This window comes from Bacillus sp. JJ864 (genome assembly GCF_036963045.1).
In the GTDB taxonomy this organism is placed as follows: Bacteria; Bacillota; Bacilli; order Bacillales; family Bacillaceae_G; genus Bacillus_A; species Bacillus_A pseudomycoides_C.
Genome location: NZ_JBALLY010000041.1, coordinates 59,100 through 82,566 on the forward strand (window position 1 = coordinate 59,100; position 23,467 = coordinate 82,566).

The window sequence follows — 23,467 nt, forward strand, 5'->3', positions numbered from 1 at the left end:
AATACTCCCACCTCAAAATTCGGAAAAAGTACTGACCGTTTCTATGCATGGCCAGATGCTCTCGTCCCCCCCAAAAAATGGTCATTTTTTTAACTTATATATAAATTAAAAAAGACTGTTCTAACATTCATTAGAAACAGCCTTCTCATTTATGTATTCATTTTGATTTTTTAATTCGTATTTACATAATCAAATTCAATCGATCTTTTAAAATCTCCCTATCTACTTTTGATGGAGAAATGATAAGACATGTATCATTCCCACATATACATCCTATTTTTTCTTTCCAGTCTAAAGAATCTAATAAAGCTCCAATAACATGAGCATTCCCAGGCAAAGTTTTAATAATAGTCAGTTGTTCTACATAATCAATTTGTACAACAACTTCTCTTATTTTTTTCTTTAGCTGTATATCTGCACGCTGGTTTTCTTCTGTAAAAACCTTATATATTACAGGTCCTTTTGAAGAAGCTCCCTTTACTAAATTTAATTCATGAATATCTCGAGAAATCGTTGCTTGTGTAACAGATACATCGCGGTCCTCTAACAACTCTACCAATTTTTCTTGCGTCTCTATTTCATTCTCTCTCACCAATTGTTTAATTAGTTGTTGTCTTTTCTCTTTTTTCATGAAAGACACTCCCTCTAATATTATAGCTTTATTATATCTTGCTATAATTTCCATCTGAAAGAGATAAAGAGAAATGTTACGGAAACGTTCATATTTTTACTTTTTCTATATAATGTATCAAATGAAAAAGGAAGAACAATCATCGTTCTTCCCTATGCCACAAACTGTGCAATTGTCCTTTTTAATTCTACTGCGCGCTTCTCTAAATCTTTCGATAACTGATCAATGAATATCATATTTTCAGATTGCTTCATCGTTACACGGACAACTTCCTGTGCTCCTGCTGAGGTTTCTTCAGCAATTGCTGCTACTTCCTTCGTTTGTACACCTGTTTCATGAATATAATTCATCTGTTCTTTCATATAACCGCTAATTTTTTGAATCGCGTCTGCGACTTCCATAACACTTGCTGTCATGTCTTTCAAAATGAGCTCCGTTGCTTCGCCTCGTTTTGCTTCTTCTCTTGCTGTTTTCATTTGGTCTGTCATTTGCATAGAAACACGGTTTACTTCGCTTTGCATATCATGCAATAATTTTGAAATATTTTGAGCTGAAGTTGCACTTTCGTCGGCAAGTTTGCGTACCTCTTCAGCAACGACTGCAAATCCTCTCCCCTGCTCCCCTGCACGAGCTGCCTCAATCGATGCATTTAATGCTAATAAATTTGTCTGACTAGCAATCTCACTCACTAACGAAACGATATGCCCTACTTGTTTTGTATGTTCTTCTAACTTTTGTACACTTTTCATCGACTCTTCATTTTCTTTCGCTAGCATTTGAATTCCTTCAATAAGCGATACAAAAACACGTGTACTTTGTCCAAGCGCCTGCACCATTTGCGAAGATAATTCATCAGACTGCTTTGCTTTTTCTTCAACTTCACTTGCAATCGAAATTGTCGCATCAACTGTAGAAACAATTGTTTGAATCGAAGCGGCTGATTGCTCTGCTCCTACAGAAATTTCAGTAAGCGTTTCCGATACACCTTGTGCTTGTTTCGTCGCCTCTCCCGTTTGCTCACGAATTTGCTGCACTTGGTGGTTTGTATATGTAAATGTCGTATCAATATTTTTCACCATTGTCCGCAAATTTCCAAGCATCGCATTAAAAGCAACACTTAAAGAACGAATCTCATCATCTGCTTTTGGAAGCGAAACATCTTCACGAATATCACCATTTGCTGCTTTATGAGCCGCTTCCTCAAGCTTTCGAAGCGGCTTAATAAGAAAATCCGCTGCAAAATATGCCAAAACCCCTGACCAAATAACCCCTAATATCATCACAACAATATTGTATATAGTTTGATTTACATAATCATGAACATAATCATATACAACATAAATAAAAATTAAACTTGTTGAATACGTAATAAGCGCTAATACCGTTATAAACAACATTAGCTGTATACGCAGCCCAAAGGAAAAAGGCTTTTTTTCTTTTTCCACCCCAAACTCCCCCATCTAAATGATATAAATACACTCTATATATTGTTATCTATATTTTCATTATAAATAGATATAAGGATTTTTGAAATAAATAATTCTAATCCCATTCCTTTCCTTACATGACAATATATATAAAGGGTACTATGAAGCGAAGAATGATAAACACTCTTCGCTGTATAGTACGATTCCTTTATACTATTTCCGCAGTTTACTTTCACTAAAGCACGCTTCTAACATATTTCCATCGTTACACTCGACCTTTCTACATGAATACTATGAATCGAGTTATTTTTTGCTTCTACCTTTTAAAATAACAATTTTCCCTGTGTTCTATTAATATACGACTCCCTTTAAATTTTTAACAAAAAATAAAGGGATTTTACAATTTGTGACTAATTAACAAAAATAAGTTATTTTTATACATCTACATTTCTTTGGAGGGGGATACATGATACAAGTTCAAAATCTTACAAAGTCATTTGGTGCTTTAAACGTGTTAAAAAGCGTTAATTTACACGTACAAGAAAAAGAAGTTGTTGTCTTAATCGGTGCAAGCGGTTCAGGAAAAAGTACATTACTGCGTTGTTTAAATTTCCTGGAAGTGTATGATAATGGAGAAATTTCGATACAGGGAGAACAAATTCAGCCGAAACATACAAATTTAAACAAAGTCCGCGAAAATGTCGGTATGGTTTTTCAACATTTTAATTTATTTCCTCATATGACCTCACTAGAAAACATCATAGAAGCTCCTATTCACGTCAAAAAACTAGATAAAACAAAAGCAACAAACATTGCCTACGAATTACTAGAAAAAGTCGGATTGCAAGATAAGGCGAACGTAACACCTGATCTTTTATCAGGTGGTCAAAAACAGCGAATTGCTATTGCGAGAGCACTCGCAATGAATCCAAAAATTATGTTATTTGACGAACCTACCTCAGCCCTCGATCCTGAACTCGTTGGAGAAGTACTACAAGTTATGAAAGATCTCGCAAAAGAAGGGATGACGATGATTATCGTCACGCATGAAATGGGATTTGCCCGCGAGGTAGCTGACCGCATTATTTTTATGGATGACGGACAAATCGTAGAGGATGCGCCCCCAGAACAATTTTTCACTGCTCCGTCAAATCCGCGCGCGAAGCAATTTTTACGAAATATTTTATAAAGTGAAACTTCCATCAGTGGGGATTTTTTTCATCCCCCACTGATGGAAAGCCCGCCCAATCAGGCTTTTACGGGCAGTTATCCCCCACCGATCTTCTTTGCTTCTACCTCAATTTTGAGGTGGGGGTCTTACTGCCCACGAATAGCGGGATAACAATTGGAGGTGCTTTTATGAAACGAAAGATATTTAAAGCAATAGCAGCGATTACATTATGTGCTTCTTTAGTATTAGGTGCCTGTAGTAAAGAAAGCAGTACTTCATCAACCGATGGAAAGAAAGAATTTCGCTATGCAATGAGCGGTTTGTATAAACCGTTTAACTTTAAAGAAAATAGTAAGCTTGTCGGCTTTGACGTCGAAATTGGTGAAGCTCTTGCTAAGAAAATGAATATGAAGGCTGTTCCTGTAACAAATCCTTGGGAAACGTTAATCCAAGGATTACAAGCAAAAAAATATGATGTGATTTTAGGAAGTATGGCCATCACAGAAGATCGTCTAAAAGCAGTTAACTTTACGAATCCATACTATCGTTCTGGAGCCCAAATTTTCGTTACAAAAACGAAAACCTCCATCTCCTTTGCTGAAGATTTAAAAGGGAAAAAAGTAGGTGTTGTAAAAGCAAGTACATTCAAAACACTTATTGCTAAGCAAACAGATCAAATTACAGAATACGATAGTGATATTACTGCGCTTATGGACTTAGAACCAGGGCGAGTTGATGCTGTTGTCACAGACCAAATGGTAGGTCTACGCATGATGAAAGAAGGAAAAGCAAATATAAAAGATGCTGGAAAACCACTGTCTCTTGATGAAATGGCCATCGCTGTTCGCAAAAACGACAAAGAATTGCTGCAAAAATTAAATAAAGCACTAGATGAAATCATTCAAGATGGCACCTATGAAAAAATCAGTAAAAAGTGGTTCGGTCGTAACATTCTAGGTGAAAAAGAAAAATAGATTTTTTACCCATAAATAATGCCCCGCATTCTTTGGCGGGGTATCGCTATCATAGTAATGAAAATAAACCAATACAGAGGTGATAACCATGATTGATATTTTCATATCTACATATCCAGCGTTTCTAAAGGCAATTGTCATTACATTACAGTTAACAATAACATCCTTATTACTTGGATCCTTAATTGGATTGCTGTTTGCTTTTTTTCGTATTTCCAATAGTAAAGTCTTAAATGGAATTGCCCATGTATACATTGCGATTATTCGCGGGATACCGCTAGTTGTACAAATTATGATCCTCTACTTTGGAATTACATCTATTATTGTCTTATCCCCGTTTTGGGCAGGGGCAATTGCTCTTGCTATTCATAACGGTGCTTATATTACAGAAATTTTTAGGGGCTCTATTCAATCCGTGGACCGCGGCCAACTTGAAGCAGCTCGCTCTTTAGGAATGTCATACCCTTTAGCAATGCGGCGTATTATTTTACCTCAAGCATTTCGTTTGTCTATTCCGCCGCTTGGCAATCAGTTCATTATCGGCTTAAAAGACTCTTCTCTCGTTGCCTATGTAGGAATGTCAGAGCTGTGGGGCACCGGGCTTTCTGAAGCTGCCGCAAACTTTCAGCAGCTCGAAACATATATGATCGTCAGTGTCTATTACCTCGCGCTTGTCCTTCTATTTACGTACTTTGTACATCTTCTTGAAAAAAGATTGGCACGAAAAAATACGAATTACACACAAGCGGCAAAACAAAAAGAAGTCCCTATGTAAAAAGCACGAACTCTTTACGAGCTCGTGCTTTTATTATTAAATATGAAGGCTCTATATATCATTGCTATGCAGAACAAAGAGTGTCCTGCACCCTTTGTTTTTAAGAAAAAAAAGCCCTGACCGCTTCTACACACGGCCAGGTGCTCTCGTCCCTCCCCTAAAAACAAAAGGGTTTTTTATATCATATTCTAAACTTATGTTTATGCTTTAGCCGTTTTTCGCAGCTTTTGATTTTTCTATATTTTCCTGGCGATATTGAATATTCGCAGGATCTAATCCATTCCCTAAAGAGCCGTATAAATGCGCTTTATGCGGATCAACTAACTCACTACCTTGATAATACACACGCGGTGTATTCCAAAGAGCAGCTAACGCTTTCTCCATCGGCATTTCATGATAGCGCTCTGGCCACATTTCTTTAATTTTCTCTTTTACTAACGGATAGTATTTCGAGCTCATACCTGGGAACAAGTGATGTTCTGTATGATATGAGAAGTTAAAATGTAATACGTCTACCCAACGCGGCACTGTTACCGATAAACAGTTTGCAAGCGGATCGTTTACAGGAACAATTGGATTCAAACGGTGATTTGTTGCAATATACCCCATTACAATGAAATTGGCAATTAACAATGGAATGACATAAGCAAAAAACCACTTTGTAGGACCCATAATAAACAATAAACTAATCCATACTGTCCACGGCAAAAGAAGCTGGAACCACACAGATTTTTGATTCTGCGGTTTAAATTCCTTAATAAAAAGGAAAAACATACGAGACGAATGCATTGTAAATTGAATTGTTAACGATAAAAAGCTAAAGAAAGAACGAACATGTAACGGAAGGCGATATACCCAGCGTAAAAATTTGCTTTTCTTAAACTTATCCATCGTTGGCCACGCATCCGGATCATTCTCCTCATGTTGTGTGTGCACATGGTGCGTTAAATTATGCCACTTTCTCCACAACTTTGGTCCAGTTGATAATGGCATAAACGCAATTGCTCCAAGAAAATCTCTTAGCCAAGCTTTTCTTACTACTGTACCATGTAAAATTTCATGTCCAAGAAATCCCATAGATGCAAAACACAATCCTAAAACGATTGCAATTCCAAGATTGGCCCACACATTCAAATTGAATAATCCAATTGCCAAAAACCCTGCTATCGTAATTAATAAGTAGGCTAGTCCGCCAAACAAACGAGCTGGGACTGGTTTAAATGCCTTTTTTGGCAAATGTGGTGATACACGTGCTGCATACCAGCCAAACGTATGAAGATCCTTCATTACTTGTGCCCCTTTCTCATGCCGCGCTTACGCACTTTGCATCGATTATTGCTTCCAGATTGATAATAACTAGTATTATAAATTTTCTTTCTCAAAGAAAATTATGCTCACTCACTCTTACAATTATTATTCATTGAAAAACATTTCTCTTTTTACCCTTTATCAACCTTTCCACAAGATGAATCATATCAGTACGCTTTCTGTATTGTCAATAACTTTTATGACCTAGTAATAAAAGTTGGTTATACTTTCATAATTACTTTCTATGTTACTAAAGAAAAAACGTTTATTTAACAACATTTACACTTCCTATTATCTTTTCATTCGTCCTTCGCTAATCACTTCATTTCATGTTGAATACTATGCTTAATCTTATTTATTCTGTGTTCTGCCAAGTCACTTAAAATGCAAAATTGTATATAGAACTCCCTCTAAAAAATTATTTAAAAATAATTTTTAGTAATTTAATTTAAATACATGAAATTCCTCCGATTGGAAAAAATAACTAATAAGAATTTATTAGAATAAGAGGTGCATTCACTTGGAATACAATCAGCTCCCAAAATTTCCTGAACCATATTGGCGTGACTCTATTCAATTACCTACCTTCCCAAAGCTAACAGAGAACATCAGAACGGAAGTTGCCATTGTCGGCGCAGGTATCACCGGCATCACAACTGCCTACTTGCTCGCTAAAGAAGGAGTCAAAGTTGCTTTAATTGATGCAGGAAACATTTTAAACGGAACAACTGGACATACAACCGCAAAGATTACAACGCAGCATGATCTTATTTACAATGAACTCATGAATCATTTTGGAGAAGAAAAAGCGAAATTATATTACGAGGCAAACAATGAAGCACTGCAATTTATAAAAGATACCGTACAGCAGCACAATATTCAATGTGATTTCACAGAAGAAGATGCTTACCTGTATACAAACTCAATCGACAATCTACACAAGTTAACAGAAGAATTAAAAGCATACAAGCAGCTTAATATCCCTGGTGAATATGTAGAAAGTATCCCACTTCCTATTCCCGTAAAAGCTGCACTTGTTATAAGAAATCAAGCACAATTCCACCCGCTTCGCTACCTAGCGGCACTTGTCGAACAATTTATTAAAGCTGGCGGCGTTCTATATGAAAATACAACTGCAATTGATGTAGAAAAAGGATTTTATCAACAAGTAATCACAAAAGATGGGCATCGAATCACTTGCGGTCACGTTATTTCTTGTTCACATTTTCCTTTTTATGATGCAAATAGCTTCTTCTTCGCAAGAATGTATGCGGAACGCTCTTATGTCCTTGGCGTGAAAACAAAGCAAGAGTATCCAGGAGGAATGTATATAAGCGTCGATAACCCAAAACGCTCCCTCCGCTACACTACAATGGATGGCGAAAAACTCGTGTTAATTGGCGGTGAAAGTCATAAAACGGGACAAGGCATTAACATGATGAACCATTACGAAGCACTGCAAACATTCGGCGAAGAAACCTTTGGCATAGAAGAAATCCCATACAGATGGGCAACACAAGACTTAATTACACTCGATAAAGTTCCTTATGTCGGGCACATTAATGAAAATAATCCTAACATTTTTGTAGCAACAGGTTACCGCAAATGGGGCATGACAAACGGAACCGCAGCAGCTTTATTGCTAAAAGCATCCATTATGAAAATTGATAGCCCATACAAAGAACTCTATGCACCATCACGATTCCATACAAATCCAGATTTAAAAACGTTCGTTACACAAAACCTCGATGTAGCAAAACATTTAATTGAAGGAAAACTGGAGTTTGCTCTTCGTAAACCAGAAGATCTTGAAAACGGAGAAGGCGCTGTTGTAAGAGTAAACGGGAAACGTGCCGGTGCCTATAAAGACGAGAATGGGAAACTTCACATTGTCGATACAACTTGTACACATTTAGGCTGCGAAGTGGAGTGGAATAGCGGTGAATGTACATGGGATTGTCCTTGTCACGGTTCACGTTTTTCAGTTGAAGGAGAGGTAATTGAAGGGCCGGCAGATGAAGCGTTAAAAAGAATTGAAGATATGTGATGTTGTAAGCTTATAGCCTTTCTCTTATATGGAAGTAAAAAAATATAAAAGCCTCTTTTTTCGGGGAGGACGAGAGCATCTGGCCGTGCATAGTAACGGTCATGGCCTTTTTCTGCCACATGCGAGGTTTTAAACAAAGGGAGCCAGCGGGTGCAAGACACGGTGTATTTTGCATAGCCGCGACTTAGATGTCGAAACGTTAAAATGGATGTATATCGTTAAATATGAAATTTTATCTCTAACATAAGAAAGAGCACGAATATAATCAGTGCTCTTTCCAGCTTTGCTGCAACATATCTCGAAACAATACAGTTAGCTTCTCAATATCTATAACTGTTTTCTGCTCTAAACTCTTCACGTACTCTTCATAATAGGTAATCTGCTCTTCTAAAAATTCATTCAGTAATGTAATTCTTGGTCCGCTATCCAGCTCTATACCCGCTTTTTTCTTCTCAAGCAGTTCCTCGATTTCTTGTAAAAGTGCCGCATCCAATGCTAGTCCATTCACTAATTTTTCAAACTCAACAGGTGGCAATATTCCTTTCTCTTCTAACCATTTGCACGCCAGTATCGGACGTAATACATAAAAATATTTCTTCAGCTTCACTTCTTCACCTTGCAAAAATGCACGATAGTTTTTAGATGCCATATGCAAATAATGATATACCGTTGCTTTTGGGTCAAACTGACTGCTCATTTCCTGCAAACGCTCCGAAAGATTTGATGCCTTAGCGTATACAATCGGTGAACTGATCCACTCTAACAAAGCTGGATTCGATTTAGAAAATAGCTGCAGTGCCTTGCGGAGTTCCCAACCACTTATATCAAGGGCATCGTTAATTGGATACTCAATAACGTCTCTCTTCGGCTCAATTGATAAATACCATTCCAATCGGTGTACATATACAAAACGCACATCATAATCGCTATCTTTTGATGGAAATCCCCATGCACGACTCCCTGATTCAACTGCAAACAAGATTTTCACATCATTCTCTTTCTCGATTCTTTCTAATTCTAGTTGAATTTTTTCTCTCATATGTATCACTCTCATTTTCTGATCATTTCCCCGGAAATTCGACAAATATAATAAGATTCCTTCTTTTCATTTAAAAACGTATACAACCCCATTAAATCGGCAACTTTAGAAGAAAGTATGATTTTCTTTTAGGCAGGTGTATAGGAATGGATTTACACACGGGTAAATTTTTTTGGACGACAACTCTCCCAAGTCCACCCACGTATCCTTCTTTACAAGAGGATATAACATGTGATGTGTTAATTATAGGTGCAGGAAGTTCTGGAGCACAATTTTCACATTTCTTAAGTGAAACAGATTTACGTGTCGTTGTTGTTGATAAAAGAAAAGTTGGACATGGCAGCAATTTACCGAACACGGGCCTCATTCAATATTTAGGTGAAAAAATGTTTTTTGAGCTTGTGAATACGTTTGGAGAAGAACATGCAGTTCGTCATTTTAAATTATGCGAACAAGCTATTAGCGACATTGAAGCTGCTTCTCAAAATTTACCCATCTCAGCTGATTTTATTCGCCGTGATAGCTTGTACTACGCTAGCTATGAAAATGATATTGAGAAACTAGAAAAAGAACTGTATTACTTACAAAAGCATGGTTTCAAAGCAGTTTGGCTCACAGAAAAACAGATTGGTCAAAAATATCCCTTTCAAAAACGGGCCGCTCTTTATACATACAACGATGGTGAAATAAACCCATATAAATTTACACACGGCCTAATCAAACAAGCGTCAGACAAAGGAGTTCAAATATACGAAGATACTGAAATAACAGGGCAGAAATTAGAAACAGATACAGCCACTTTTTTTACAAAAAACGGTCATGCTATTACTGCCAAAAAAGTAATCATTGCTGCTGGCTATGAAGGATTAGAGTTTAAAAAAGACAAAAATGCAACACTTAGCAGTTCTTATGCAATTGTCACAACCCCTGTATCTGATTTTTCTTCCTGGTACAAACGGACACTAATTTGGGAAACGGCTCGTCCCTATAGTTATATACGAACGACTGCTGACAACCGCGTTATTATCGGCGGGCTTGATGAAGATACGGATATCGCCGAAGAACGAGATGCGAAGCTAATCCATAAACGGGATACACTATTAAAAGAATTTCAAAAGTTGTTTCCCAATATCGATGTGAAACCTGAATTTTATTTCGGTGCCTTTTATGGCGGCACGCATGATGGTCTACCGATGATTGGGATATATGAGGAAATGCCAAACTGCTATTTGATCTATTCTTATGGAGACAATGGCTTAGTATACAGCATGGTTCTCTCTAAAATTATTCGTGATGTTATTGTAAATGGATCCAGTCCAAATCTTGATTTATACAAACAAACGCGTCCGATTTTAAAAAGATGAGATACAACAAAGTATCTCATCTTTTCTTCACTTTTGTTTCTCGGCAACAAGTTCTGCAATTCTCTCAAACTCCGCTTGAATTTCACCTTTGCATGCATCCACTTTTTCAAAATCCATCGCCGCAATATAAATTTTCTCTAGTTTATCACGCACAGATTTTGCCTTTGCTAAATAGGACATCGCTTCATTCATTTTCTCTCTATAGCGTCTTGATACATCTTGAATTTCTACTGCATACTTCTCATCTGTTCCCGGTTCAATAATAAGCTCATACATATCAATGATTTCATCACTATCACGAGTTGGAAAATATTCATGCGGTGCTGTACTATCAAAAATAGCAAAGCCAAGTTCTCTAACAATGACCATATCAAGACTATTTGGATCAAAGCCGCAATGATAGATCTCAACATCGAATCCTTTCTCTTCAGCTGCCGCCGCTAATTTCTTTAACATCGTCGACTTTCCGGAACCAGGCCGCCCTTTTACAAAATATCGCTTCGGTACATCCTCCGTTAAATTCGGAACAAAATCAACTGCTCCTTTTGGCGTTGCTGCGCCTAAAAAACGATGCTTCACATTTGCTTCTTTCGTACACGTTTTATCAGTAAAAAATTGTTGTATGAGCTGTTTTGTTAATTCATTCGCTTTTTCAAAATCAATGTGATCGATATAAAACTTCTCCCATTCATCATGAATCTCTAGCGCCGTCTTAAAGCACGTATAAGCTGACCGAAACGCATGAGTCGCTTCTGATGTATAATGGACAATCTCTCCTTTATGTTTCCTAAGTTCAACAGAATCCCAAGCAATCCCTAAGTTTACATACTCTTCTACAACACCTGGCATTTTCGGTTCAATCACATGCGGTGCCGTTCCATCAACAATCCCAACTTTTAACGCCGGAATGATCACACCATCAATTGAATGATTGTCAGATGAACAATGTAAAAATTCAATATCGTATCCTTTCTTTACCCACTCACGACCAATCCCCTTCATCAGTGACGACTTCCCTGTTCCAGGCCCGCCTTTTAAAATAAATAATCGGTCTAATCCCGTTAGGTTCTCTTCATATAAGCTGTGAAATCCCCTTGCTGTATTACCGCCCGCATAATAATTTTTTATGTTTCCTGTCACTGCCTTTCACTCCCTTGTAAGCAGTTTCACTACATAAGCTACGATATGCAAGTAAGAAAGAATAGGTGAATACCCACCGTACAAAGTATATGAATACAACTTAAAAAGACGCTCTCGCCCCCTTTTTTAGGTTTCTATAATTTATGAACTTCAGTCGTTTCAGCTGTATGGAAGTCCTCAACGGTATCCGTATAACGAAGTTTACTTATCATTGCGATAAAAGCTATCAATACAACGAGAGAACCATTAATAAGAAACAAATTAGCTACGGAAATTTTTTTCAGCAAAAATCCTCCTAGAAAACTTCCTATACTAGCACCAAAATAAGCTATTCCTCGACATGCCCCCGAAACTCGTCCTAAGTAATCCTTTGGAGTTATAGATTGTCGTAATGAATACCAATTAATTTGAAATAATGTTACTGATCCAACATAAAGACTTTGACCTATAATTAATAGTATTAAATTATTAGATAAGCCAACTAATACAACACCGAATAGCCCCAGACTACATATCATCGTTATTCCTTTTCGAACTTTTTTAGAAAGTTGAGGGGCAATAAAAGCTGAAGTTATCGCAGAAGCGATTCCAGTAATTGCTATAACAGCCCCTGTGAAACTCGCGTTTAACCCAATGTCATCTCTCATATAATAAATTAACATTGCAGCATAGGCTCCCAGAATTAAATTATTAGATGTACTCATAAATATCCCCCATTTGATAAGAGGATGTTTCACAGAATAAGAAAGTCCATCATTAAAAAAGCGAAGTAGTTCTCTAACATTATTAGAAGAACTAGACTGTGGGATTTCTTTAAGCCTCACTTGAGAAAAAATAATTCCAGCTATTAGAAACGCTATCCCGTTTAACAAAATACCAGTATCCGCTCCTAGAATACTAATAAGTCCTCCTGCCATTGCAGGACCTAGTATTGTTGTTACAGATAAAGTTAATTCTGTTAGAGAATTTGCGCTTATAAGTTCATCTTCCTTTACGGTTAAAGGAATAACTGACTCATACGCTGGCATTGTAATTGCTACTAAACTAGATATAACAATACTAGATATGTAAATATGCCATATTTCAATGTTATTTGTTTCAAACAATATAAATATAAATACTAATTGTTATTTTCGACGATTTTACTGATCTTGACCTTTTCTTACCGTGGGATCTTTTAAATCGTGTATCTTGGGAAACAGTTGGTCAATTAAAAAATTGGAAAGTTGATATTATTGGAACAAAAGAATCACACACCTCAATGTCAGGCCTTACCATCCCGACATCAGGAGCTTTAGATACCATACAACATTCTGATATTGTAATTTTCACAAGTGGAACAGGTGTAAACAAATTACTTAACAATCAAGATTATTTAAATACAATAAAATTAAATCCAGAAAAACAACTAATTGGTGTAATGTGCTCTGGTACTTTGTTACTCGGAGCTTTAGGATTACTAGAAAATAAAACCGCTACAACTTACCCTACAAGAATGAAAGATTTATCTAAATATGGTGCAATCCCTGTAAATCAAAGTTTTGTCGTAAATAAAAATATAGCCACTGCTGCAAGTTGTATGGCAGCACAAGAACTTGTATCCTGGATTATAAAAGAAAAAGTAGGACAAGAAATGGTAGAAAAAGTAATGAATTCTGTAGAACCAGTAAATTCTTTTAATACAGTAAATTTATCTTAAAAGGTGCATAATAACACAGCTCATTTCTATCGTTTTAGGAACCAACCAATTTCTTAAGTTGATAGGCACGAGGTAGTGAACCACAAAATAGTGGGATAACATAAACAGCTTTGTATTTTAGATATTTTCATTCAAAATCACGAAAAAAACTCTTCTTTCTAAAATATGAAAGAAGAGTTTTTTCACGTATATTTAATTCGTTTCTCCTACCGGTAGCTTAATATTTACCTTTGTTCCAACACCAGGTTCGCTTTCAAATTCCATTTCACCTTGATGTTCTTCAAGAATTTTGTATGTAACCATTAACCCTAAACCTGTTCCATTTTCCTTTGTCGTATAAAAAGCCGCACCTATTTTATCTATTTTCTCTTTACTGATCCCGCACCCTTCGTCAGTCACGCTCACTACAATCTGCTCATGAACTACATTCGCTTCCACAATAATATTACCGCCGCCAGGCATAGATTCAATTGCGTTCTTAATAATGTTAAGAAATACTTGTTTCATCTGTTTCTCATCACACTGTATAGAAGGTAACTTTTTCGCAAACGCTGTTGTGATGGTAATACCATATCGAGAAGCTGGCTGTTCTACAATCAAAATCACATAAGATAAAATATCTTTTATATCATGTAATACGTATTGCCTCTGTTTCGGTTTTCCAAGAACCATTAATTCACTAACAATCGCATTCATACGTTCAATCTCCTGCACCATGATGTTATAGTACGCTGCATCTTCAGGATATTTTTCTCTCTGCAACTGCGTAAAGCCCTTTAACGATGTTAATGGATTGCGTATTTCATGTGCAATTGTAGCTGCCATTTTTCCGATAACTGCTAACTTTTCAGCTTGTTGCGCTTCTTCAAACATGTTTTTAATTGTACGTACATACGATTGAAAACGTGTTAACAGAATAAACGCGATCACTAAGCTTACACATAATACAATAGGAACAATTACAATTGGTGTATGCAATATAACTCCTAAAAAGGCATACTTTCCAATTATCCCAAGTGATACTACCCAAAAATAGCGTTTATTCACAAAAATAGGAGAAAATAACAACACGAACAGTTCTACTGCATTATCACTTTCAAATGGTATTATAGTGCCATAATAAATGAGGATATTATTAATTAAATCAATGAAAATATACCCTATAAAAATAACATATTTTACTAAATATATATGCTTCTTTTTTGTAAAATAGATAGAAATTAACAATAATAAAAACATAAAAGCATACATCCAGAACCCTAAACTGCCTTCCGGAAAGCCGATACTGCTATCTCCCGTTTGTACTTTCGGATAAAAATAATAATACAGGATGTCATTCAAAAAGAAGATTATATAAAATAAACTTAAAAAAAGTTTTAATACTTTCACTTCTTCTTGTATAAGAATATGAGCTTTGTTCATATTAAAACTCCTTTATCGACAACAACAATTTTATATACCGCCATTAAGCCTAAACCGAAATCACTCGCTTTCTCTACTCCGAAAATATCCATACTATTTTCCAGCTTCTTTTTACTTATTTCACATCTCTCATCTGCAATATATATAAGAATATGATTTTTAGAAATCAAGTAAGTGCCAATATTTATACAACTTCCATATTTTGTTTCTTTAATTACCTTTTTTATAATATGAACAAGCGTATAATGCATTTGTTTCTCATTACATTCTATATGTATTATCTCCTCAGCAAAAAAATTGCTGTTCTTCTGCTGCAATTGCGTAAAGCCTTTTAACGATGTTAATGGATTGCGAATTTCATGACCTACAGTTGCAGCCATTTTCCCGATCACTGCTAACTGCTAACTGCTGTTTTTGTTTTGTTTCATTTCGTTTCCTTATATAGTGTATAGATTGCTTTTGTATAAGATTGAAAAAACACCAATAAAATATAGAAAATACTCACTAATATTATAAAGAAACCTATAAAAGTAAACGCAAACGTTTTGGGGAACACAATTGAGACGAAACCATATTTTACAAGAAAACTAATCGTTAAAATCCAAAAATATCTTTTATTCATAAAAATAGGTACAAAGAGCGTTAGCATACATTCTAACACACCCCAAATACCTACATGTGCGCTGTGCATCGTATACATCAATGTAATATTACAAAATTCTCCTATTGAGTACCCTATTAAATACACATATTTTACAGCATACGGGTTCCCCCTTCTTCATATAGAAAATCCCCATCCATAACATACATAAAATAATGATGCATAAGCTAGCACTTCACATGATCTCTTTTAGATCATTAAATTCTAAAATGTAAAATTTACTAAAAAAATGAAAGAATATAAAAGCACAATTCGTCATCCACAAAAATAGCTTCACACTTTTCCTCTATTCTTGAAATAACATCGTACTTGGGTCCACATTAAACTCCTTTATAGATTATAAAAAATTTCCACCTTTTTTTATTATAGCGATATACTTATAACCTACAATCCTATAATAAAAAAATAACATAGTAATTGTTTAAACAATCACTATGTTCAGCGAAACCAATCCATTATTCATTCACCCTAGTTATGAACACATATAAAAAGACTAGGAAATGCTTCCTAGTCCTCATCTTTCACATCCATATCTTCTGGAATTGGTTCATTTAATGTTTCTTCTACTAACCTTTTATATTTCTCCATTTGTTCTAAATGTGTATTAAATTGCTCTTTATTCAATAAATACTGCTCTCCGTCATGAACAGCACGTATGCGTTTTTGTTGAATTAAGCTTTCGATATACGATTCGGGCATACTTAGAAATTCAGCTGCTTCTTTTACCGTTAAATACAATGTGTTCAGTCCTTTCTTAATAATAAAAGGAGTAAATGAAATTACTCCTTTTATTAACCGATTCAACTTTCGTCCATATCAACTTTACCACATACATTGTATATTGAGGAGCTGGTCATATGAAAGTTTCTCTTTATTTTTGACCGTATGTATCAAATTTTTCCGCTAATACACGTAATTCTTCTTCCGGCAATAGTTTCGGTTCCCCAATGCATTTCGTTTGATAGTAAATTTGTGCACAAAACTCAATCTCTTCCGCAACTGTAAATGCCATTTTCATGTTATGTCCACCTGCAATTAACCCATGATTCGCAAGCAACACAGCGCGGCGATCGATCATTCCTTCATAAGCTGCTTCTGCCAATTCTTTCGTCCCAAACGTTTCATAAGGCGCGCAGCGTACATTTGGTCCGGCAAATGCTATTAAATATGAAACGGCAGGAAGCTCCCAACCTAATGATGCAATTGTCTTTGCATAAGGAGAATGTGTATGTACAAGGGCATTTAAATCATCTCTTTTTTGATAAAAAATGAGATGCATATCAAGTTCACTGGACGGCTTTCTCGTTCCCTCTATAATATCACCATCTAAATTTAGCACGACCACATCTTCAGGCATTGTTTCAAAGTAATCTAATCCGCTTGGACTCATTGCTACAAGCCCTTGTTCACGGTTAAAAATACTAATATTACCGCCTGTCCCCTTTGTTAAACCACTTGTAATTAATTTCTTTCCATACTCTACAATTTCTTCTCTCTCTTTTTGTAGTAACATATACTATACATCCCCCTCAGCGAAACGCTTCTTACTGCTCATTCGCTATAATGACCGCTTTTCTATCATTTTTATCTTCCCTAATTACTGAAATAGCTTTTCCAATTTTGCCGCAAACGGTGGGCGTACAATTCCCTTTTCTGTAATAATTGCTGTAATATTCTCTTGCGGCGTTACATCAAACGCCGGGTTATACACTTTGCTATTTTGCGGTGCTGAATATTGCCCAAAGCGATTAATAACTTCCGCCGCATCACGCTCTTCAATTGGAATCTCTTTTCCCGTTGGCGTTTTTAAATCAATTGTTGGTGTCGGTGCTGCTACATAAAACGGAATATTATAGTACTTTGCTAAAATAGATACACCTAACGTTCCAATTTTATTGGCTACATCACCGTTTGCTGCCACGCGGTCACAGCCGACAATGACTGCATCAATTTTTCCTTGTGACATAACCATCGCTGCCATGTTATCTGTAATAACTGTTACATCAATACCAGCTCGCTGCAGCTCTAATGCTGTTAACGTAGACCCTTGTAATCTCGGACGCGTCTCATCCGAATAAATTTTTAAATCCCAGCCTTTTTCTTTCGCCAAATACATCGGTGCTGTTGCTGTTCCATATTTTGTCGTCGCCAAAGCACCTGCATTACAATGCGTTAACACACCCATACCATCTTGAAATAACGTAAGTGCATGCTCGCCAATTTGACGATTAATCTCTTCATCTTCTCTATGAATCATTTTTGCTTCTTCTAACAATCTATGCTTTAAATCACTAATCGATAAATGAGCATGCTCCTTTGCGATACTCTCCATTCTCTCAAGCGCCCAAAATAAATTCACAGCTGTCGGTCTTGACGTTGCCAAATACGCACATACTTTTTGTACTTTACCTATAAACAATTCCATCGAATCTTCTTGTACGTCTTTTATCCCTAAATACACGCCATAAGCTGCTGAAACGCCAATCGCTGGTGCACCGCGCACCTTCATCACTTGAATCGCATCCCATACACTTTCTGCTGTTATAAAAGATTTATAGACAACTTCATTTGGTAATAGCGTCTGATCTAATAAAACTAAAGCATCTTCTTTCCATTGAATCGGTATTAATTGTTCAGACATGATCTTCTCTCCTTATTTTGCGCTAAGTGACAGCGCTTCTGCCTTTAGCGTTTGTAAAAAATCATTTCCTGTTGTATGCGTATGTGCTTGTAAAATAAACGTTTTTGACGCTTGTAAACAAATACGCTCTGCTCTAGCACGAGCTTCTTCATCTGGAATAGATGTAATATCTTTCACCTTTGCTAATCCAACAATACGACGAATCAATTCAAGCCCAGTAACAGACGCTGTATCATTTAATACAGACTGTAAATACCAACGATTAAACCCTGCTTCTTTCGCCATAATCTCTGTAACATGAACATCCCATGCTTCTAAAAACTTCGCAGAGAATAGATCAATTACATCTATAATTGTCTTCTCCAACCAGTTTATATACACATCTTTTTCCACTCCTGAAACCATTGTCGCATCTGCATTTGCCCATGCAAATATTAAATTTGCCACAACGTTCCCAATGTCATATCCCATCGGACCATAAAACGCAAATTCTGGATCAATTACCTTTGTAGAATCTTCTCTTACAAACACAGAACCAGTATGTAAATCCCCATGTAACAATGCTTGTGCATTTGTCATAAACGAAAACTTTAACTTCGCTACTTCCATGCGAAGTTCATCATCGCCATATATATGTTCCCGAATCCAGCCTTCATTTAAAGAAAACAACTCATTTCGTTTATTATGATTGGTAAATGGCTCTGAGTACACGAGGTCCTCTGTAATCTCACATAACTCTGGATTGATATAATTTTTTACAAGCTCTTTCTTTTCTTTATGACTCATAACCACATCCGATGTGAATAGTAATGTGTTCACCATAAAGGTTGTTAAATCCTCTGCAAGTTTCGGAAAGATTTGATGACTCATAAGCGCAGTCCGAAGAATTGTATGATCTGACAAATCTTCCATCACACAGCAATTCATGACATCATCATACAAATACACATCCGGTACAAGTCTTGGTGCCAGCTTCCCCTCTAGCTGCAACACATCTGACTCAATCCGAATACGATTCGTTGATAACTTAAACTCATCAGAAATACGCGCTGTATCACCCGCTTGCTTTACAATAACAGAATTCCCCTTATCTTCATCCCAAACACGAAACACATAATTTAAATTCCCATCTCCAATTTCCTTACATTGCAGACGCTGTACATCCTCGAACATTGACAATTTTTCCATTACATACGGTATAACATCACTAGCTTCCATTAAAAAATACTTCGTGAACTTAGACATGGTTTCTCCCTCCACCCTAAATGTAAGCGTTTTCTAAAAGCCGTAAAAATAATAGATTGATAGTATTTCAACCTATGTATCACAATTTTTTGAAACAAACATCTCGTTTTAATTATAGCTTTTAAAAAATATGCGTCAAACATTTCCCTTGACAAAATAAACACTTCTATATAATAATTAATATCGAATTAGAATTATTATACTTTAACTAAAACTACATACTGAGTAATCTATGATTCTCAGAACATATACTTAGGAGGAATTTTATTATGTTATTAATCGGAACAGAAGTATTACCATTCAATGCGTCAGCTTACCATAACGGTGAATTTATCCAGGTTACTGAAGAAAACTTCAAAGGCAAATGGAGCGTAGTTTGCTTCTACCCAGCAGACTTCACATTCGTATGCCCAACTGAACTTGAAGACTTACAAAACCAATACGCAGCTTTAAAAGAATTAGGAGTTGAAGTGTATTCTGTTTCAACAGACACTCACTTTACACATAAAGCATGGCACGATAGCTCAGAAACAATCGGTAAAATCGAATACATTATGATTGGTGACCCAACACGCACAATCTCTACTAACTTCAACGTATTAGTTGAATCAGAAGGTCTTGCTGCTCGCGGTACATTCATCATCGACCCAGACGGCGTTATCCAATCTATGGAAATTAATGCAGACGGTATCGGCCGTGATGCAAGTATCCTTGTTAACAAAATCAAAGCTGCACAATACGTTCGCAACAATCCAGGTGAAGTTTGCCCAGCTAAATGGCAAGAAGGTTCTGCAACACTTAAACCAAGCCTTGACCTTGTAGGCAAAATTTAAGGAGCATACTCAAAATGATACTAGATGCAGATATAAAAGCACAATTAGCACAATATCTTCAACTAATGGAGAACGATGTACTACTTAAAGTAAGTGCAGGATCCGATGACGTATCAAAAGACATGCTAGCTCTAGTTGATGAGCTAGCAACTATGTCTTCTAAAATTACAGTAGAAAAAACACAATTAGAGAGAACACCAAGCTTCAGTGTAAATCGTATCGGCGAAGACACTGGCGTAACGTTTGCTGGTATCCCTCTAGGACATGAATTTACTTCATTAGTGTTAGCTTTACTACAAATTAGCGGAAGAGCTCCAAAAGTTGAACAAAAAGTAATTGATCAAGTAAAAAACATTCAAGGTGAATATCATTTTGAATCTTACATCAGCCTAAGCTGTCATAACTGCCCAGATGTTGTGCAAGCCCTGAACGTAATGAGCGTTCTAAATCCTGGTATTACACATACTATGATTGACGGCGGGGCATTTAAAGAAGAGGTAGAAAGCAAAGATATCATGGCAGTACCATCTGTTTACTTAAACGGTGAATTCTTAAGCAGCGGTCGTATGACACTTGAAGAAATTCTTGCTAAGATGGGTAACGGACCTGATGCATCAGAGCTTTCTAATAAAGATCCATACGATGTTCTTGTTGTTGGCGGCGGCCCAGCTGGTGCAAGTGCAGCAATTTATGCAGCACGTAAAGGCATTCGCACAGGTATCGTTGCAGAACGCTTCGGCGGTCAAGTAATGGATACTATGGGTATCGAGAACTTTATCAGCGTAAAACACACTGAAGGTCCTAAACTCGTAGCAAGCCTTGAAGAACACGTAAAAGAATACGACATTGATGTCATGAACTTACAACGTGCAAAACGTTTAGAAAAGAAAGAACTTATCGAAGTGGAACTTGAAAACGGCGCTGTTCTAAAAAGTAAGAGCGTAATCATTTCAACAGGTGCTCGTTGGCGCAATGTTGGCGTACCAGGTGAAGCTGAGTTCAAAAATAAAGGTGTAGCATACTGCCCTCACTGTGACGGTCCATTATTCACTGGAAAACACGTAGCAGTTATCGGCGGCGGTAACTCTGGTATTGAAGCAGCAATTGACTTAGCAGGTATCGTAAAACACGTAACTGTTCTTGAATTTATGCCAGAACTAAAAGCTGATGCTGTATTACAAGAACGTCTTTACAGCCTACCGAACGTAACGGTTCTAAAGAACGTTCAAACGAAAGAAATTACTGGTACTGACAAAGTAGACGGTATTTCTTACATCGATCGTGAAACAGAAGAAGTTCATCACATCGAACTACAAGGTGTATTCGTTCAAATCGGTCTTGTACCAAACACAGACTGGTTAGGCGAAACTGTTGAACGTGTTCGTGGTGAGATCGTAACAGACAAGCACGGCGCTACAAACGTACCAGGCGTATTTGCTGCAGGTGACTGTACAAATAACCCATATAAACAAATCATTATTTCTATGGGATCAGGAGCTAATGCATCATTAGGTGCATTCGATTACCTAATCCGTAATTAATGAATCTTCCCTTGTATAAAAGTCACTGCGCTACCTGATTGGTAGTGTAGTCGCTTTCTTTTTTAGAAAGGAATAACCCCATTACGGGTGATAACTCGTAATGGGGTTATTCCAAATTCTCGCTATTTCTTTTTAACTTCCTCTACAAATTCCCATGTTTCTCCTTTATCTTTTGATTGATAAAGTGCACTACTATCGCCATTGTAGTCTCCATCTGCCCCTTGTCCAACTAACATATTAAAAACTCCATCTTTCTCATATGGCATACCTGGAGAATCAAAAGGACTTATTATAGACTGTGTATGGTCTAATTTCACTTCATGAGGCGGATAATTTACCTTTTTAAAAGATACGCCCCCATCATCTGTACGATATAACTCTCCCTCATTACCAGAAGGACGGACTGCTCCTAAAAATCCAAGTTTATCATTTATGAAAGTTATTCCTGATACACTACCAATTCCTCTGTTGAATGGGTCTGTATTGATAACCTCCCATGTTTTACCTTCATCATTAGTCTTGCTTAATGAATAAAAAGCACTACCCAATGCTTTTTCTGTCATATTTAGTTTATAACCAACTTCTTTTGATAGGAAAAACTGTTCCTTTTCATTCGTTAAATCCTGTTTCTTCTCTTTAAACCTATCTTTATTTGGAGGAGTCTTTGATTTACTCCAACTTGCGTCACATATTAAGTTATATCTAGCAGGTACTAGCTCTTTCTCTTTTCCAGGAACAAATATAGATACAGTATATCCAATGATTTCAGAAGCTGCTTCTTTAAGGTTATGCTCCTTACCATCCTCAGTAATATTAATAATTCCCTCTGTATTGTATCCCCAATTCCTTTTCCCATAATAAATCAACCCATACTTACCTTCATTCCACTTACCAACCGTTCGCTTAACTGGAATAGCCTTAACCGTTTTAATTAGAGGTTCTACTAATTTATCATCATCATAATCAGGATTTGCATACCCATCTCGTATTATAGTAATATCTTCTGATTTCTTCTTATTATAAGATATTAAATAAGTTTCCACTTTCCCATCAGCATTTTTCCCATAAACAAATGTATCAAGCGCTGTGATTGTTCCATCTGAATGAAATGTAAGATCAAAATCAGTTGCCATATATAATTTCTTTGGCAAAGGATATTTTTTGTTTATATCTTCAAAAATACCTTCTACTCCAGATTCATATATATTATTATGTTTAAATTCAACTGACCTTTCATGTTTTAACCTTTCTATAAACCATGCAAGTTTGCCATTATAATTTGTTGCACTTTTATAAATCTGTACTCCATAAAATGATGTGATTACAACAATAATGATAATAGAAATGTATTTCCATGCTGTTGAACTAGTTAATTTTTCAGATTCATATTCTCTACCTTTTATAATTTTCATTGTAGTAAATATAGTCATGGATATAAAAAACACTATACATAATAATAAAATATAAATATTATAATTCATTCTTCCATACTTACAGTATAAAGCTAACTCATAACAAAAAATCCCGTATCCAATTATTAATATTGGAT

22 protein-coding genes and 1 pseudogene are annotated in these 23,467 nt (G+C 36.3%); 8 read left to right on the forward strand and 15 right to left on the reverse strand.

The window, feature by feature from the left end; all coding sequences use genetic code 11:
- Window positions 1-181: 181 nt before the first annotated feature.
- The 3 genes and pseudogenes from argR to V7024_RS24385 all read right to left on the reverse strand — a co-directional run.
- Window positions 182-631, reverse strand: coding sequence for an arginine repressor (gene argR / locus V7024_RS07895; RefSeq protein ID WP_335517990.1), 450 nt, complete (start codon window positions 629-631; stop codon window positions 182-184).
- 152 nt (window positions 632-783) lie between these two features.
- Entirely contained in the window at window positions 784-1,731 is a 948-nt protein-coding gene (locus tag V7024_RS07900) for a methyl-accepting chemotaxis protein (RefSeq protein ID WP_438824452.1), read from the reverse strand.
- Window positions 1,726-2,091, reverse strand: a pseudogene (locus V7024_RS24385) (HAMP domain-containing protein); the annotation flags it as partial. The pseudogene V7024_RS24385 and the gene V7024_RS07900, both read right to left, overlap by 6 nt.
- A 433-nt stretch (window positions 2,092-2,524) precedes the next feature.
- Between V7024_RS24385 and V7024_RS07905 the strand changes: the two are divergent.
- From V7024_RS07905 to V7024_RS07915, 3 genes are all read left to right on the forward strand, one after another.
- The gene (locus V7024_RS07905; RefSeq protein WP_335517995.1) at window positions 2,525-3,247 is read left to right on the forward strand and encodes an amino acid ABC transporter ATP-binding protein; all 723 of its coding nucleotides are present in this window, start codon (window positions 2,525-2,527) and stop codon (window positions 3,245-3,247) included.
- Window positions 3,248-3,417: 170 nt separating this feature from the next.
- The gene (locus V7024_RS07910; protein ID WP_335517998.1) at window positions 3,418-4,203 is read left to right on the forward strand and encodes an ABC transporter substrate-binding protein; all 786 of its coding nucleotides are present in this window, start codon (window positions 3,418-3,420) and stop codon (window positions 4,201-4,203) included.
- 88 nt (window positions 4,204-4,291) lie between these two features.
- Window positions 4,292-4,978, forward strand: coding sequence for an amino acid ABC transporter permease (locus tag V7024_RS07915; protein ID WP_335518000.1), 687 nt, complete (start codon window positions 4,292-4,294; stop codon window positions 4,976-4,978).
- Window positions 4,979-5,185: 207 nt separating this feature from the next.
- Here V7024_RS07915 and V7024_RS07920 read toward each other — a convergent pair whose 3' ends face one another.
- Complete coding sequence (locus V7024_RS07920) at window positions 5,186-6,265, reverse strand: fatty acid desaturase family protein (RefSeq protein ID WP_335518002.1); 1,080 nt, start codon at window positions 6,263-6,265, stop codon at window positions 5,186-5,188.
- A gap of 541 nt (window positions 6,266-6,806) precedes the next feature.
- Here V7024_RS07920 and V7024_RS07925 point away from each other — a divergent pair.
- Complete coding sequence (locus V7024_RS07925) at window positions 6,807-8,333, forward strand: FAD-dependent oxidoreductase (protein WP_438824450.1); 1,527 nt, start codon at window positions 6,807-6,809, stop codon at window positions 8,331-8,333.
- Window positions 8,334-8,598: 265 nt separating this feature from the next.
- Here the strand turns inward: V7024_RS07925 and V7024_RS07930 are convergent, their stop codons facing one another.
- Complete coding sequence (locus tag V7024_RS07930; RefSeq protein ID WP_335518006.1) at window positions 8,599-9,372, reverse strand: nucleotidyltransferase domain-containing protein; 774 nt, start codon at window positions 9,370-9,372, stop codon at window positions 8,599-8,601.
- A 146-nt stretch (window positions 9,373-9,518) separates the two neighbouring features.
- Here V7024_RS07930 and V7024_RS07935 point away from each other — a divergent pair, with 146 nt between their 5' ends.
- Window positions 9,519-10,736: an NAD(P)/FAD-dependent oxidoreductase gene (locus V7024_RS07935; RefSeq protein ID WP_335518009.1), complete on the forward strand. Its 1,218-nt coding sequence runs from the start codon at window positions 9,519-9,521 to the stop codon at window positions 10,734-10,736.
- A gap of 27 nt (window positions 10,737-10,763) precedes the next feature.
- On the opposite strand, the gene V7024_RS07940 is transcribed toward V7024_RS07935, so the two are convergent.
- Together V7024_RS07940 and V7024_RS07945 are read right to left on the reverse strand one after the other, a co-directional pair.
- Window positions 10,764-11,876: a PRK06851 family protein gene (locus V7024_RS07940; RefSeq protein ID WP_335518011.1), complete on the reverse strand. Its 1,113-nt coding sequence runs from the start codon at window positions 11,874-11,876 to the stop codon at window positions 10,764-10,766.
- A 134-nt stretch (window positions 11,877-12,010) separates the two neighbouring features.
- Window positions 12,011-12,982, reverse strand: coding sequence for an MFS transporter (locus V7024_RS07945; protein WP_335518014.1), 972 nt, complete (start codon window positions 12,980-12,982; stop codon window positions 12,011-12,013).
- A gap of 11 nt (window positions 12,983-12,993) precedes the next feature.
- Between V7024_RS07945 and V7024_RS07950 the strand changes: the two genes are divergently transcribed.
- Window positions 12,994-13,575: a DJ-1/PfpI family protein gene (locus V7024_RS07950; protein WP_335518046.1), complete on the forward strand. Its 582-nt coding sequence runs from the start codon at window positions 12,994-12,996 to the stop codon at window positions 13,573-13,575.
- A 192-nt stretch (window positions 13,576-13,767) separates the two neighbouring features.
- Here the strand turns inward: V7024_RS07950 and V7024_RS07955 are convergent, their stop codons facing one another.
- The 7 genes from V7024_RS07955 to mtnK form a co-directional block, all read right to left on the reverse strand.
- On the reverse strand, window positions 13,768-14,997 hold the full coding sequence (locus tag V7024_RS07955) for an ATP-binding protein (protein ID WP_335518016.1): 1,230 nt from the start codon (window positions 14,995-14,997) through the stop codon (window positions 13,768-13,770).
- The gene (locus V7024_RS07960; RefSeq protein ID WP_335518019.1) at window positions 14,994-15,389 is read right to left on the reverse strand and encodes a histidine kinase dimerization/phospho-acceptor domain-containing protein; all 396 of its coding nucleotides are present in this window, start codon (window positions 15,387-15,389) and stop codon (window positions 14,994-14,996) included. The genes V7024_RS07955 and V7024_RS07960 overlap by 4 nt, the downstream gene beginning before the upstream one ends.
- 32 nt (window positions 15,390-15,421) lie before the next feature.
- On the reverse strand, window positions 15,422-15,745 hold the full coding sequence (locus V7024_RS24390) for a hypothetical protein (RefSeq protein ID WP_438824451.1): 324 nt from the start codon (window positions 15,743-15,745) through the stop codon (window positions 15,422-15,424).
- A gap of 420 nt (window positions 15,746-16,165) precedes the next feature.
- Entirely contained in the window at window positions 16,166-16,396 is a 231-nt protein-coding gene (locus tag V7024_RS07965; protein WP_335518049.1) for an excisionase family DNA-binding protein, read from the reverse strand.
- 133 nt (window positions 16,397-16,529) lie between these two features.
- Entirely contained in the window at window positions 16,530-17,171 is a 642-nt protein-coding gene (locus V7024_RS07970) for an L-fuculose-phosphate aldolase (RefSeq protein WP_335518021.1), read from the reverse strand.
- Window positions 17,172-17,255: 84 nt separating this feature from the next.
- Window positions 17,256-18,299, reverse strand: a complete 1,044-nt coding sequence (mtnA, locus tag V7024_RS07975; protein ID WP_335518024.1) for an S-methyl-5-thioribose-1-phosphate isomerase — start codon at window positions 18,297-18,299, stop codon at window positions 17,256-17,258.
- A gap of 12 nt (window positions 18,300-18,311) precedes the next feature.
- A complete protein-coding gene (gene mtnK / locus V7024_RS07980) occupies window positions 18,312-19,544 on the reverse strand; it encodes an S-methyl-5-thioribose kinase (protein WP_335518027.1) in 1,233 nt (410 codons plus the stop codon).
- A 269-nt stretch (window positions 19,545-19,813) separates the two neighbouring features.
- Here mtnK and ahpC point away from each other — a divergent pair, with 269 nt between their 5' ends.
- Entirely contained in the window at window positions 19,814-20,377 is a 564-nt protein-coding gene (gene ahpC / locus V7024_RS07985) for an alkyl hydroperoxide reductase subunit C (protein WP_098916981.1), read from the forward strand.
- Between the two features lie 14 nt (window positions 20,378-20,391).
- A complete protein-coding gene (ahpF, locus tag V7024_RS07990) occupies window positions 20,392-21,918 on the forward strand; it encodes an alkyl hydroperoxide reductase subunit F (protein ID WP_335518033.1) in 1,527 nt (508 codons plus the stop codon).
- A gap of 122 nt (window positions 21,919-22,040) precedes the next feature.
- Here the strand turns inward: ahpF and V7024_RS07995 are convergent.
- Window positions 22,041-23,467: WD40/YVTN/BNR-like repeat-containing protein (locus V7024_RS07995; protein ID WP_335518037.1), on the reverse strand; the 1,427-nt coding region annotated here is incomplete at its 5' end.